The organism is Agrobacterium sp. H141, from assembly GCF_057158725.1.
The window spans coordinates 44,970-58,765 of record NZ_JBXENI010000002.1; the positions used below are offsets into that span (position 1 = coordinate 44,970).

The 13,796-nt window shown below is 59.2% G+C and carries 15 protein-coding genes; 13 read left to right on the forward strand and 2 right to left on the reverse strand.

Going from position 1 to position 13,796, the window contains the following annotated elements; translation table 11 throughout:
* Nucleotides 1–59 precede the first annotated feature (59 nt).
* The gene (locus ACWPM9_RS20440; RefSeq protein ID WP_484757735.1) at nt 60–983 is read left to right on the forward strand and encodes a LysR family transcriptional regulator; all 924 of its coding nucleotides are present in this window, start codon (nt 60–62) and stop codon (nt 981–983) included.
* Here ACWPM9_RS20440 and ACWPM9_RS20445 read toward each other — a convergent pair.
* Nucleotides 953–1,870, reverse strand: coding sequence for a LysR family transcriptional regulator (locus tag ACWPM9_RS20445; RefSeq protein ID WP_484757736.1), 918 nt, complete (start codon nt 1,868–1,870; stop codon nt 953–955). The two genes, ACWPM9_RS20440 and ACWPM9_RS20445, sit on opposite strands and share 31 nt — an antisense overlap.
* An 89-nt stretch (nt 1,871–1,959) precedes the next feature.
* Between ACWPM9_RS20445 and ACWPM9_RS20450 the strand changes: the two genes are divergently transcribed.
* From ACWPM9_RS20450 to ACWPM9_RS20465, 4 genes are all read left to right on the forward strand, one after another.
* Complete coding sequence (locus ACWPM9_RS20450; protein ID WP_484757737.1) at nt 1,960–3,168, forward strand: MFS transporter; 1,209 nt, start codon at nt 1,960–1,962, stop codon at nt 3,166–3,168.
* Nucleotides 3,169–3,184: 16 nt separating this feature from the next.
* Nucleotides 3,185–4,351: a serine hydrolase domain-containing protein gene (locus ACWPM9_RS20455; RefSeq protein WP_484757738.1), complete on the forward strand. Its 1,167-nt coding sequence runs from the start codon at nt 3,185–3,187 to the stop codon at nt 4,349–4,351.
* A 199-nt stretch (nt 4,352–4,550) separates the two neighbouring features.
* Nucleotides 4,551–4,829 carry a type II toxin-antitoxin system ParD family antitoxin gene (locus ACWPM9_RS20460; RefSeq protein WP_484757739.1) on the forward strand — a complete coding sequence of 93 codons (279 nt, stop codon included), beginning with the start codon at nt 4,551–4,553 and terminating at the stop codon, nt 4,827–4,829.
* 2 nt (nt 4,830–4,831) lie between these two features.
* Nucleotides 4,832–5,125 (forward strand): type II toxin-antitoxin system RelE/ParE family toxin, encoded by a 294-nt coding sequence (locus ACWPM9_RS20465; protein WP_041365275.1) that lies wholly within the window; start codon nt 4,832–4,834, stop codon nt 5,123–5,125.
* Nucleotides 5,126–5,447: 322 nt separating this feature from the next.
* Here ACWPM9_RS20465 and ACWPM9_RS20470 read toward each other — a convergent pair whose 3' ends face one another.
* Nucleotides 5,448–5,924, reverse strand: coding sequence for a DUF305 domain-containing protein (locus ACWPM9_RS20470; RefSeq protein ID WP_484757740.1), 477 nt, complete (start codon nt 5,922–5,924; stop codon nt 5,448–5,450).
* Between the two features lie 237 nt (nt 5,925–6,161).
* On the opposite strand from ACWPM9_RS20470, the gene ACWPM9_RS20475 reads away from it, so the two are divergent.
* From ACWPM9_RS20475 to ACWPM9_RS20510, 8 genes are all read left to right on the forward strand, one after another.
* Nucleotides 6,162–6,527 (forward strand): hypothetical protein, encoded by a 366-nt coding sequence (locus tag ACWPM9_RS20475; protein ID WP_484757741.1) that lies wholly within the window; start codon nt 6,162–6,164, stop codon nt 6,525–6,527.
* 91 nt (nt 6,528–6,618) lie between these two features.
* On the forward strand, nt 6,619–6,846 hold the full coding sequence (locus tag ACWPM9_RS20480; protein WP_484757742.1) for a hypothetical protein: 228 nt from the start codon (nt 6,619–6,621) through the stop codon (nt 6,844–6,846).
* Nucleotides 6,843–8,303: a TolC family protein gene (locus ACWPM9_RS20485; protein WP_484757743.1), complete on the forward strand. Its 1,461-nt coding sequence runs from the start codon at nt 6,843–6,845 to the stop codon at nt 8,301–8,303. Before ACWPM9_RS20480 ends, ACWPM9_RS20485 begins: the two co-directional genes overlap by 4 nt.
* A gap of 14 nt (nt 8,304–8,317) precedes the next feature.
* Nucleotides 8,318–9,667 (forward strand): multicopper oxidase family protein, encoded by a 1,350-nt coding sequence (locus tag ACWPM9_RS20490; protein ID WP_484757744.1) that lies wholly within the window; start codon nt 8,318–8,320, stop codon nt 9,665–9,667.
* A 39-nt stretch (nt 9,668–9,706) separates the two neighbouring features.
* Nucleotides 9,707–10,186 (forward strand): cupredoxin domain-containing protein, encoded by a 480-nt coding sequence (locus tag ACWPM9_RS20495; RefSeq protein ID WP_484757745.1) that lies wholly within the window; start codon nt 9,707–9,709, stop codon nt 10,184–10,186.
* Between the two features lie 23 nt (nt 10,187–10,209).
* Complete coding sequence (locus ACWPM9_RS20500) at nt 10,210–10,494, forward strand: copper-binding protein (protein ID WP_484757746.1); 285 nt, start codon at nt 10,210–10,212, stop codon at nt 10,492–10,494.
* Nucleotides 10,495–10,920: 426 nt separating this feature from the next.
* Nucleotides 10,921–13,227, forward strand: coding sequence for a heavy metal translocating P-type ATPase (locus tag ACWPM9_RS20505; protein ID WP_484757982.1), 2,307 nt, complete (start codon nt 10,921–10,923; stop codon nt 13,225–13,227).
* 24 nt (nt 13,228–13,251) lie between these two features.
* The gene (locus tag ACWPM9_RS20510; RefSeq protein ID WP_484757747.1) at nt 13,252–13,674 is read left to right on the forward strand and encodes a c-type cytochrome; all 423 of its coding nucleotides are present in this window, start codon (nt 13,252–13,254) and stop codon (nt 13,672–13,674) included.
* Nucleotides 13,675–13,796: the final 122 nt, after the last annotated feature.

Genomic DNA, 13,796 nt, shown 5'->3' on the forward strand with positions numbered 1-13,796 from the left:
CTCCGTTTCCATTCATAACGGAACATTACGCTCGAATAAATTGAACTGGACCTCTTTCCATGGACCGACTATCCGGCCTGATGGCCTTCGTTCGAACGGCCGATCTCGGCAGCTTCGTTGCCGCCGGACGCGTGCTGGGGCTGTCGCCATCTGCCGTCGGCAAAGCCGTAACAAAACTGGAAAGCCAGCTTGGTGTCAGACTTTTGCAGCGTTCGACCCGCAGCCTGCGCCTGACAGAGGAAGGCATCGCGTTTCACGAGCGATGCCGTCACATCCTCGACGATCTCGACGATGCCCAGGAGACCCTCCTGCAAACCCGAGAGACACCGCGCGGGCGCGTCAGGGTCAGCGCGCCCATCGTCGCCTACCACCTGCTTTTGCCAGTGCTTGCCGAGTTCCTGTCGCTCTATCCGGAGATCGAACTCGATCTGGATTTCAACGACCGCATCGTCGACCTCATCGATGAGGGCGTCGACGTCGCCATCCGCAGCGGACAAATGCCCGACAGCCGCATCATGATGCGCGCGCTGCGTCCGTTTCGACTGCTCCTCTGCGCTTCTCCGGCCTATCTGGGACGAAAGGGAACGCCCACCTGCCCGCGCGACTTGTCCGCCCATGTCGGGATCGGATTTCGCTTTCCCAATAGCGGGAAGATACAGGATTGGCCGCTCGTACTTCCGGCAGGAGAGCCCGAGGTCCGGATCCGCCATATCCTGACCTGTAACAATATGGAGGCGTTGCGTGGCGCGGTGTTGCGTGGCCTGGGCATCGGCTGCATGCCCGATTTTCTGGCAGCGGCCTCTGTGAAGACCGGCGAACTCGTGCCGCTGCTGGTTGAACACCTCGATCTGCCCGGCCAGTTCAACCTGATCTGGCCATCGAGCCGGCATCTTTCACCCAAGGTCCGGGTCTTCGTCGATTTCGTCAGCAGCCGGCTGTTTTCGAGCGACTGTCAGTTGCCGCCCGTACCGCAAAGCCCCTGAGGTTCGCGCAAAAGATTTTCCGCCATGAAGGAGACGAAGGCTGACACTTTCGGTGAGGGATGCCGGCTTGCCGGCCACAGGATGTGGAACGCACCGACCTCTTGCATATAGTCCTCAAGCACACTGACCAGCGTACCTTGCCTAAGTTGCTCCCGGATCGCGAATTGCGGCAGGCAGGCAAGCCCAAAACCCTCCTCGGCCAGGCAGATCTGCGGCTCCAGCGTACTTGCCACCGATGTCACGGGAAGGACGACATCAAGATCGGCGCCGTCCGCCGACAACGGCCAGCGCTCCAGCTTGCCGGTGGACGGATATTTGTGATGATGGCAAGCATGACCGAGCAGATCTTCCGGGGTGGAAGGGACGCCACGTGCCGCGAGATAATCAGGCGAGCCTACGATCCGGTGCGAAAAGCCACCGGCCCGGCGCATCATCAATCGTGAGTCCCTGGCTTCGCCGGTGCGGATGACGGCGTCGAAGCCTTCATCAATCACATCCACCAGCCGGTCCGTGAAGTCGAGATCCAATTCGATCTCCGGATAGGCACGCATGAAAGCCATTACGGGCGGCATCATCAACATGCCAATCAGCGGCAGGCTGACGCGCAAGCGGCCCCGCGGGGCCTGACGGATCTGCGACAGCTCCAGTTCAGCGGCTTCGATCTCGCTGAATATGCGGCGGCAGCGATCGAGGAATAGTGATCCTTCCGCAGTCAACGTTAACGAGCGCGTCGAGCGATGGAAAAGGCGAACGGCAAGCCGCTCTTCCAGACGTGCGACTGCCTTGCCGACAGCAGAGCCCGAGATGCCGAGTCTGGCAGCGGCACCCGCAAAGCTGCCGGAATCTGCCGTCTGCATGAAGGCATTGAGTGCGCCGAGAGGCTCCATCCACCGATCCTATTACGGACACCAGTGTCCGTTATGATTGGAACTCTGGCATAGTTCTCCTGTCGGAGCGACCGACTTATGGTCGGACCATGACAAACACACACATATTCGCCACTTCCCCCGTCGACCCGCCCCACCCCGGTCGTCTGCCGCTCCCCGGCCTGCTCGCACTCGCCATGGCTGGCTTCATCACCATTCTGACCGAGGCCTTGCCCGCGGGTTTGCTGCCGCAGATCGGCGCGGGCCTAGCTGTGTCGGACGCGTTTGTCGGCCAGATGGTGACGATCTATGCGATTGGATCGCTCATCGCCGCGATCCCGCTGACGGCAGCGACGCAAGGCATGCGGCGACGGCCGTTGCTCCTCGCCGCCATCGGCGGTTTCGCAATCGCCAATACCATCACAGCCGTCTCCCCGAGCTATGCAGTGATAATGGTCGCACGGTTCTTTGCCGGTGTTTCGGCAGGGCTGCTCTGGGCGCTGCTCGCCGGCTATGCGGCACGCATGGTGCCCGAGGCGCGGAAGGGGCGGGCCATCGCGGTGGCAATGGTGGGAACGCCGCTCGCCCTGTCGCTCGGTATTCCAGCCGGCACGTTTCTGGGAACGTTGATCGGCTGGCGCGCCTGCTTCGGCCTCATCACCCTGTTGACGCTGCTACTGATCATTTGGGTCCTGGCGAAAGTCCCGGACTTCGAAGGGCAGCCGATGGACCGCCGCCACAGGCTTGGGTCTGTCTTCGCATTACCGGGCGTGCGCCCGGTCCTGTTCGTCACCCTCGCCTTTGTCCTCGCACACAACATACTCTATACCTACATCGCGCCGTTCCTGCTCAAGGCAGGCATGGCTGCGCGAACCGATCTGGCGCTTCTGGTCTTCGGCGTAACAGCATTGGCCGGCATCTGGATCGTCGGAGTTCTGATCGATCGCCGGCTGCGAACGCTTTCTCTCGCCAGCATCGCCCTGTTCGGATTGGCCGCCCTGGCGCTGGCTCTGTGGGGCCGGAACCCGGCGATCGTCTACGGTGCAATCACAATCTGGGGCCTTGCCTTCGGCGGCACCGCCACGCTGTTCCAGACCGCTCTTTCGAATACCGCAGGCGATGCTGCCGATGTCGCCCAGTCGATGCTGGTCACCGCCTGGAACCTGGCCATCGCCGGCGGTGGCATCGTCGGCGGGTTGATCCTGCAGCAGAGTGGCGTCGAAGGCTTCGCCCCAGCCATTCTTATCCTCCTCGTTCCGGCCTTCATCACGACGCTCTGCGCCCGTCATCATGGCTTCCCATCGGCTTCCCGTCCCTGATCCAAAGGAACATCTCATGACATCCTCCAATTCCCTGATCGCATCGCGCGTGAACGCAGTGATCGACGGCGCGATCGCGGCCGAACGCATTGTCGGCGCCGTCGTCCTCGTCGCACTCGGCGGCGAAACAATTCATATCCGCGCCGCAGGGCTCGCCGATCGGGAGGTCGGCACTGCGATGCGAACTGACGCAATCTTCCGGCTGGCCTCCGTCTCTAAACTCTTCACCGCTGCTGCTGCCCTAGCGCTGGTCAGCCGAGGGAAACTGGATCTCGATCGACCGATCGCGGAATGGCTGCCGACGTTCACGCCGACCTACGAGGGACGCCCCGCTCTTATCACCTTGCGTCATCTGCTCAGCCACAGCGCGGGGCTGAGCTATGGATTCTTCGAGCCGGAAGACGGGCCACTCGCCCAAGCCGGCGTGTCGGACGGTATGGACCGCTCCGGCCTGACGCTTGCCGACAACATCCGGCGCCTTGCGGGCGTCCCCCTCTCCTTCGCGCCGGGGTCGGCATTCCGCTATTCGTTGGGGATAGATGTTGTGGGTGCGGTGATTGAGGCAGCAACGGAGGTCAGCCTGCCGGAGGCGATCCGCAAGCTCGTTACCGATCCACTCGGTCTTCCGGACACCGGCTTTACGCTTTTAGACATCCCTCGGCTCACCATCGCTTATGCGGACGATACGCCGCGTCCACGGCGAATGCTCGAGCCGGACCGCCTGCCGTTGCTCACCGGTATGGCCAGCGTCATCATGGATCCATCACGTGTGTTCGATACCAAGGCTTTCCCTTCCGGCGGCGCCGGTATGGTCGGCACAGCGTCCGATGTGTTGCGGCTGATAGAAGCGTTGCGGCAAGGTGGCGGCGATATCATGACGGCAGACCTTGCCGCCGAGATGGCGCGCGACCAGATCGCCGGAACTGAAATAGAGGGGTCGCCGGGCTGGGGCTATGGTCTCGGTTTTTCGGTGCTGCGCGACAGCCAGGCCGCCGGCGTCGCCGAGCCGGCAGGCACCTGGCGCTGGGGCGGGGCCTACGGGCATAGCTGGTTCACTGACCCAAGCAACGGCCTGACAGTTGTGGCCCTGACCAATACCGCATTCGAAGGCATGTCCGGCGCCGGGCGGTTTTCTGCCGATCTCAGCCGAGCGATCCATGCAGCGATGGCGGAGCCGTCATGAACGGGCAGTGGAACGAGCGATGCTATCCGACATTTTTAGTCGAAGACTACCGCCTTGATGGGATCCGAACCGCGGACCACCTCGGCCGGCAAGCCGACGCGGAAGGGAATCAAGTAGTTGCCCGAGTCCGGCATATCGGCATCTTGCCTTCGGTACGCTAATCGCATACCATGGATGTGACGAGAAGAAGGCTCCTACAATGACGACGGTTGAGAAGATTACCATTGCACTGACACCTGAGATGGCGGGATTTGTGCGAAGCGCGGTCGATGCTGGCGAATATGCGTCGACTAGCGAAGCCATCCGCGACGCCGTGCGTGAGTGGAAGGAAAGACGGGATTTGCTTGGTTATACAGTCGAGGATCTGCGAACCCTTGTTCAGGAGGGCGTCGACAGCGGTCCGAGTTCGCGTTCGACGATGGCAGAGGTAAAAGCTGCCGCGCGGCATCGCATTGAATCTTCACGACGCGAAAGCTAACTATGCTTTCTATTGTCCGCACGGATCGTGCCGATGAGGACCTGATCGAAATATGGTCCTACATTGCCGTTGAAAACATAGTCGCAGCTGATCGAGTTCTCGATGCGATTGAGGCGCGCTGGCAGCATCTCGCACGACACCCGTACTCGGGAGTGGCGCGCGACGACATTGCACCGGGTATTCGGCATCTGGTCTCAGGCGAGTATCTAACTCTTTATCGGCTCACTGGCGGCGCAGTCGAAATCATCCGCGTGCTGCACGGGCGCCGGAAGATTTCCTCCCAAGTCGTTGTTTAAGGGTGGCCTGTCAGCGTTGCTACTGGCACGAAAACCACCAAAGCGACATCGCACGCACGCGTAGCATAACGCCTAGTTATGGAACTTTAAGGTGTAGTGCCTGATTACGGCATTTCGGACACGAAATATCTGGCGATTTTCAATTACCAAAGTCCGCGTCAGCCTTTGCTCCATTTCGCCAATCATTCGCGCCAGGTTCATTCATATCTCCGAGGCTATCCAGCATCTTCGTACTGGCCAATACTCAGCGAATTCGATGTCTCAACCCAGCCTGATCCGGAAGCAAGTCGGGAAGATCAAACGGTGCGCGTGAAATGCCCTTCTACTTTCCGTCGATCTCCGGTGTGGCTGTGGGACCACCCTGGAGGTCAATGATCAGAGCTTTCATTTCGCCTATCTCGCGCTTCTGTGCCTCGATAATTCCGTCCGCGAGCTTACGCACACGGGGATCGGTTATCCCTGCGCGCTCGGAGGTCAGGATGGCGATGGAATGGTGCGGAATCATCGCCTTCATGTAGGCCACATCATCGACGGTCGCCTGACTGCGAAGCAGAAACAAAGATCCCGCGAAGAACACCGCGCTGACGGCGAAAATCGCGATATTCATGGTGCGGTTCGTATACATGCCAAGCATAAACGCCAGCATAATAATCGCCATACTCGCCCCCATATAAAGGGCCGCGAAGCTTCGCGTTTCGCTGAAGAAGATATGATCCCAAGCGTAGGTGTTCAAATACATGAGTGCGAACATGACCACGGTGGAAACGATAATCATTGCGAAAAAACGGGAATAGGACATGGGGCCTCCTTGCATCATCTGTCACGTCACCAAACAACCTTCCCATACGGCAAGGTTCCCTCTGCCGGGAAAATACTGATTTCCACCCTTGACCTTCCAGTTGGGGGAAGCTGTATCTGGTTCGTGGGACGAAGTCTGCGCCGCACAATTGACGCGAATTGTTCAGACCATTTGTAGCAGTTGAACTTCGGGCCATTTGAATATAACCATTCGGATATGAGCGCGATGTATCGAATCATGAGCAAAAAGCTGCTGGTTCTCGTCAGGCTGGTGATCATCGTGTCGCTTGCCGGATACTCGTTGTCCAATGCCACTGCCGCCATGCATGATGCGCAAGAGGCTCAGTCCTCCATATCGGCTCTCCTGCAACACAGCGACGGGGCATCAGCCCATAAACATCATGGCCAGATGTCATCCGGCCACGACGAAGCCGGCACGAAGCTCATCAAACAGGAGTGCTGCCAGGATTTCTGCATCGGCATGGCAATCATAGTGTCCTGCAATTCCATGCGCGGCCCCGTCCTGTCCGCGCGCCACGACGTCATCGATGATCGTGGTCTCAAAGGCGAGATGCCTTCCCTTCATCGTCCCCCGAATATCTGAACCAGAGCACCCGCCACGCGGGTTCCAATCGTGCGTCAGTGAGCTTTAAAGGTTCACTGCGCCCGCGCGTTCTCCTGTTCGGATTCCACCCATGAAAAACATATTTCTGGTGACAGTCATCCCGCTCTTCGCGAGCGGTTGCGCTGCCACGCTCCCGCCTGAGGTCATTGCCTCCAGTGACATCGCCGATGTTGCGGCAGAGGTTCGCTCCGTTCATTATCACAGTCCCCTGGCGGCCTATACACACCGCGTCCCGGTCGATCCCAAACCGTGGCGAAACCAGAATGACGCTCAGTCTCCGCAAGGAGGCAAGTCATGACGATACTCAACTTCAAACGTGCAGCCACACTGGCCCTGCCGCTCATTCTTGGCGGGTGCGTTTCGGCAACGGAGTATTCCGCGACAAATGCCGGCTTTTTCACCGTGTCGGACAAGGCGGCCAACGCGACCGGTAAGGAAACCGTCTGGGTCCAGAACAGCCACGACGCTCAGGCTGTGTCGCGGCATGTGGAAACGCTTCTCTCAAAAAAAACCATCGATGCTGAAACCGCAGTGCAGATCGCACTCCTCAACAATAAAGGACTTCAGGCCGCTTACGCGGATCTGGGCGATTCGGCGGCAGAGGCATGGCAGTCGACAATGCTCATCAACCCCAATGTCGGCATCGGTCTGACCGGAATTGGAACGCCGGGACTGGAGGCATTCAAGACTGTTGAAGGCGTGATTGCCACCAACATCCTGGCTCTCGCCACGCAAAAGCAAAAGGTAGACATCGCCGATGGCGCGTTCCGCAAGGCACAGCTCGCCGCGGCGCTGAAAACGCTTCAGCTCGCAGCCGACACACGCCGTGCTTGGATCACGGCGGTCGCATCGTGGGAAACAGTCGCGCAACTGAACCAGGCGCAGGCGGCCGCCGACGCGGCGGCCGAACTTGCCAGAAAGCTCGGCGAGACCGGATCACTGACCAAAGGGGCCCAAGCCCGCGAACAGGTATTTTATGCCGAACTCGCAGGCCAAACCGCCAAGTCCCGGCTTGAAGCACGCCTGGCAAAGGAGGATCTGACTCGGTTGATGGGCCTGTGGGGTTCCCAGATTGACTATCAGATCCCCAACCGGTTGCCGTCGCTCCCCAAGGCTATCGTCAAGCGTGATCTGATCGAGGCGGAAGCGCTGCGCAGACGGGTCGATCTCCAGATGGCCAAGCTTGATCTCGCCAACACAGCAAAATCCTACAAGCTGACGGAGGCGACGCGATACGTCACCGACCTCGAAATCCTTTCAGGTTTCGAGACGGAGCGCGAGCTTGAAGACGGCGACAAGGCATCGAAAACGACCGGGAATGTCGAACTGGAGTTCGTGATCCCCATTTTCGACAGCGGCAAGGCGCGCATGCGCAAGGCGGAACTCGGTTACATGCGGTCGGCGAACCTTCTGGCGGAAAAGGCGGTCAATGTCCGGTCCGAAGCACGCTCCGCCTATCAGGCCTATCGCGCCACCTACGATATCGCCCGGCACTACCGCGACAGCGTCGTGCCGCTGAGAACCAGGATCGAGGAGGAATCGCTCCTCACCTATAACGGCATGATCACCAACACATTCGAACTGCTCGCCGACAGCCGGGAAAAGGTCAACTCGACCCTTCTGGCGGTCAATGCAAAACGCGACTTCTGGCTGGCCGAAGCCAATGTCGCGCCTGCCATTTACAGCGGCGGTACGGGCTCGGCGGGTGCGGAAACCCAAGTTGCTGCGGCAGCCGGTAGCGGCGGCGGTCATTAAGAAAGGACACTGACATGTTCAACAGAAGACAAATGCTCGGCGCCGGGGCTGCTCTGGTATCAACCGCCGCCTGGGCAAAAACCTCCAACATGGGACTTCCCGAAGCGGCGATTATGGAAAGCGCGGAAACCCAGACGCCGGTTCGCCCGTCATCCGGCCCTGACTATACGCCGGTCGTGACCCTCAATGGATGGACGCTCCCACACCGGATGAACAACGGCGTCAAGGAATTCCACCTTGTCGCCGAACCCGTCGAGCGCGAGATGGCGGAAGGTATGACGGCGCATCTCTGGGGCTATAACGGTCAGTCCCCCGGCCCGACAATCGAGGCGGTCGAGGGAGACCGGGTACGTATCTTCGTCACCAACAAGCTGCCGGAACACACCACTGTCCATTGGCACGGCATGATCCTGCCATCGGGCATGGACGGTGTCGGCGGACTGTCACAACCGCATATCCCTGTCGGCAAGACATTCGTCTACGAGTTCGATCTCGTGAAGTCCGGCACCTTCATGTACCACCCGCATTCGGACGAGATGGTTCAGATGGCGATGGGCATGATGGGCATGTTCATCATCCATCCCAAGGACCCGGCGTTTATGCCGGTCGACCGGGATTTCGTGTTTCTGCTGAACGCGTTCGACATCGATCCCGGTACCTATGTACCGCGCATCATGGAGATGACGGACTTCAACCTATGGGCCTGGAACAGCCGTCTCTTCCCCGACATCAGCCCGCTGGTCGTGTCGAAGGACGATCGGGTGCGGGTGCGGGTCGGCAACCTCACCATGACCAATCATCCAATCCATATGCACGGCTACGACTTTGAAGTCACCTGTACGGATGGCGGCTGGGTGCGGCCGGAGGCACGCTGGCCGGAGGTCTCGATCGATATCCCCGTCGGGGCCATGCGGGCCTACGAGTTCGATGCGAAATATCCGGGCGATTGGGCGATCCATTGCCACAAGTCACATCACACGATGAACGCCATGGGCCATGACGTCCCGACCTTCATTGGCGTCGACAAGAAGGAACTCACAGAAAAGATCCGGAAGCTTCGCCCGGAATACATGCCGATGGGCACCGCCGGCATGGCGGATATGGGCGAGATGGAGATGGAGATCCCGGAAAATACCGTGCCGATGATGACCGGCTGGGGGCCGCACGGCCCCATTGAGATGGGTGGCATGTTCTCCGTGGTGAAGGTTCGCGAGGGCATCTCTGCCGACGATTACAGCGATCCCGGCTGGTACGAAAACCCTCCCGGCACGCAGGCCTATGAATGGACGGGCGAACTGCCGGACACGGCAAAAGCCACGGATGCAAAGACCCAGATCACGCCCAAGCCAGAGAAGCAGGGTTGAGACCGGATACCTCCCAACTAAAACCAAAAGGAATGAATCATGAAAACTGCAATGATCGCGCTGCTGCTGGCGGCACTCGCTACCCCTGCCCTCGCAACCGGCAGCCACAAAGGCGGCCACGCTGAAGCCATGGCCGTCGGCGAGCCCGGCAAGAAGGCCAATGCCACTCAAACCATTCGCGTAACCATGAAGGAAACCGATGACGGCAGGATGATCTTCAGCCCGGCGTCCTTCAAGATCCGCAAGGGCCAGACTGTGCGTTTTGCCATCCAGAATGCCGGCGAACTCGACCACGAATTTGTCCTTGATACGCAGGCGCAGGTCATGGAGCACAAGGCCGTGATGGAGAAGTTCCCGGAGATGGAACATGACGACCCCAACGCCATCCGTCTCGCCGCCGGAGAATCCGGCGAAATCATCTGGAAGTTCAGCAATGACGGCACGTTCAAAATCGCCTGCCTCGTGCCCGGGCACTACGACGCCGGCATGCATGGCGACGTGACCGTGGCAAAGAAATAATCCAACCCCAAGGAGACAAGTTGATGCACACTATTTTGAAATTCGCAGCGATTTCGGCTGCAGCGATTGCCATCGCCTCCGGCGCATTTGCGACCGAGTACACCAAAGGCACCGTCAAGAAAGTGGATGCTAAGGCCAAGAAGGTCACGATCATTCACGAGGAACTAAAAAACCTCGACATGCCGGCGATGACAATGGTCTTCCGCGTCAAGGACGAGGCCATGTTCGAAAAGCTCAAAGAGGGGGCAGTGATAGAGTTCGTCGCCGACCGTGTCGAAGGCAAACTCGCGGTCACGGAAGTTAGGTAAATCGCGGTGGCCCAGGCCTGCCCTGGGCCACTGACACCACTGCGAGATGCAACTTAAACATTTAAAGATCGCGCCTCCAGTCGCTTACGGGTGTATCATGCGTAGCAATCGCATTTTCGAGATGCCGGAAACGAGGGGCGCGACGAACCGTTCCCGGGTCGTGGGCTTATGTTGCTGAGGGTGACGTCTAAGTCGAAGCGAATCGCAAATTTGCCAACGTCTGCGCATGCGGTGCGCGGACGACGCACTCAGTGCACCGTATGGCCGCAACAGTTGAATTGACCCGCCGGCAACGCCTCACCATGCCTCCAGATTTTTACCGGTTGCATTTTTATTCCATTTGAGGAGAGCGACATGAATGACCACAACAATCCATTGGGAGCCACGCCCGGCCCATCAAAGGATCAACACAACCACCACCCGGAGATGGCAAAGCAGGGACAGCAGGTTCATGACCCCGTTTGTGGCATGATCGTCGATCCGCAAACCGCAAAACACAGTCACACACACCAAGGTGAGCAAGTGTTTTTCTGCTCAAAAGGCTGCCACGACAAGTTCGTCGCAGATCCCGACAAATACCTCGACGGCGAAAAACCTGCCAAAGCCGGTCCGAAGGGCACCCAGTACACATGCCCGATGCACCCGCAAATCATCCGCGACGAACCCGGAAGCTGTCCTATCTGCGGTATGACGCTGGAACCCATGGGCGTGCCAACCGGTGATGAAGGGCCAAGCCACGAACTGATCGACTTTACCCACCGCTTCTGGCTCAGCACTGCCCTGTCCGTACCCTTGCTGTTGCTCACCATGGGGATGATGGTCGGGCTCCCGTTCCGCGACTTGATCGGAGAACAGTACGCTGTCTGGGTCGAGTTCGCATTGGCGACGCCCGTTGTCCTTTGGGCAGCCCTGCCCTTTTTCAAGCGCGCCTGGGATTCGGTTTTGAACCGCAGCCCGAACATGTGGACCCTCATCGGTCTCGGGGTTGGTTCGGCCTATCTCTACAGTGTTGTTGCGACGGTCTTTCCCGGGATTTTTCCGCCATCGTTCCGCGGCGGGCAAGGAACCGTCGCTGTCTATTTCGAGGCAGCATCCGTCATCGTGGCCCTCGTCTTCCTGGGTCAGGTGCTCGAACTGCGCGCCAGAGAGCGGACAGGATCCGCCATCCGGGCCTTGCTTGATCTGGCTCCCAAGACCGCGCGACGGCTGGATTCGGACGGAACAGAAACTGACGTGCCCTTGGATGAGGTCGTAGAAGGTGACCGCCTGCGCGTACGCCCCGGCGATCGGGTACCGGTGGACGGCATTGTGCTGGAAGGCCGTTCCTCGATCGATGAATCGATGATCTCAGGTGAGGCGGTTCCTGTCGAAAAGACAGAGACGGATGGGGTCACCGGTGGCACCCTCAACAAGAACGGATCGTTGATTATCCGCGCAGAGAAGGTTGGCGCAGACACCATGCTGTCGCAGATCGTCGGAATGGTGTCCAAGGCACAGAGATCAAGAGCCCCGATCCAGGGACTTGCCGATACTGTGGCGGGATACTTCGTTCCAGCGGTTGTCGCTGTGGCTGTCGTCGCCTTTGCGGTCTGGGCACTCTTTGGGCCGTCGCCAAGCATGGCGCATGCCATCGTGGCTGCCGTTTCGGTTCTGATCATCGCCTGCCCTTGCGCGCTCGGCCTGGCAACCCCGATGTCGATCATGACCGCGACCGGGCGCGGCGCCCAGGCCGGCGTTTTGATCAAGGACGCGGAAGCGCTCGAACGCTTCGCCCATGTCGATACACTGATCGTTGACAAGACCGGGACCCTCACCGAAGGTAAGCCAAAACTAACTGATGTCATTGCGTTTTCTGGTCATGACGAAATGCGGATACTCTCTCTCGCAGCCAGCCTTGAGCGTGGCTCGGAACATCCGCTTGCCGAGGCGATCCTGGAAGGTGCGCGAGCACGCGGCGCAGAGATGCTGGAGACATCAGATTTCGAAGCCATCACTGGCAAAGGTGTCCAGGGAACGGTGTCCGGCAGCAAGGTCGCGCTCGGCAACCTCGCCATGATGGAAAGTCTCAAATTCGATGGTAAAAGCGCCGCCGCTCAAGCCGATGCGCTGCAATCGGACGGCAAGACGGCCATGTTCATCGCCGTGGATCACGAAATTGCCGGCATCGTCGCTGTTGCCGATCCGATCAAGGAAACCACCGCCGAGGCAATTCGAAAACTTCATGCAAGCGGCCTGAAAATCATAATGGCCACTGGAGACAACGAGCGCACAGCACGTGCGGTCGCAGCAAAACTGGGCATTGACGATATTCGCGCTGGCATATTGCCGGAAGGCAAGCAGGCACTGGTTGAGGAGATCAGATCGAAAGGTGGCAAAGTTGCCATGGCGGGCGATGGTGTCAATGATGCACCCGCCCTTGCCGCCGCTGATGTCGGGATCGCCATGGGAACGGGTGCAGACGTGGCGATGGAAAGCGCCGGCATCACATTGGTGAAAGGTGATCTCAATGGCATTGTCCGTGCTCGGACCCTTGCCCAGGCGACGATCGCAAACATCAAGCAGAACCTGTTCTTTGCCTTTGCATACAACGCGCTCGGCGTACCGGTCGCAGCCGGGATTCTGTATCCGGTATTCGGCCTGCTTCTTTCACCGATGATTGCCGCTGCGGCCATGAGCCTGAGTTCAGTGTCTGTGATTGGCAATGCATTGCGGCTGCGGACAATTAAGCTCTGACCTCATCATCTCAAGGACAAGCGCATGAAAAATAGGTCAATTCTCGTAACCGGTGTCGCTAGCCTGATCCTGGTTGCCGGTTTCTTCTACTTCAACAGCCCAGCGAACCTGAGCGTAGCAGGCAACGGACAGCCGCTCGTCGCCGTCAATGTTCCTGACCTGTCGGCCGATGATAAAAAAGGCGAGACCGCTTTCAACACCTATTGCGCTGCCTGCCACGGCAAGAACGCTGCTGGCCAGGATGGTGTAGCGCCTCCGCTAGTCCATCTTATCTATGAGCCTGCCCATCACGGCGACCAGGCATTTTACCTGGCTGCTCAAAACGGTGCGCGGGCGCATCACTGGCGATTTGGAGACATGCCACCGGTCGAAGGCGTATCGAAGTCCGAGATTGGCGAGATCATCACCTATGTCCGCGCACTGCAGCGTGCCAACGGGATAGAATAAGCGTTTGTGCGAAACGATAGACAAAACAGGAACTCTTCGCTCCCGCCAATCTTTGCTGCCGGCTTCTTGCTGGCCCACAAGCGGCCAGCGCTCGCGGCGACAGGAGACATTAGGTGCAGGAT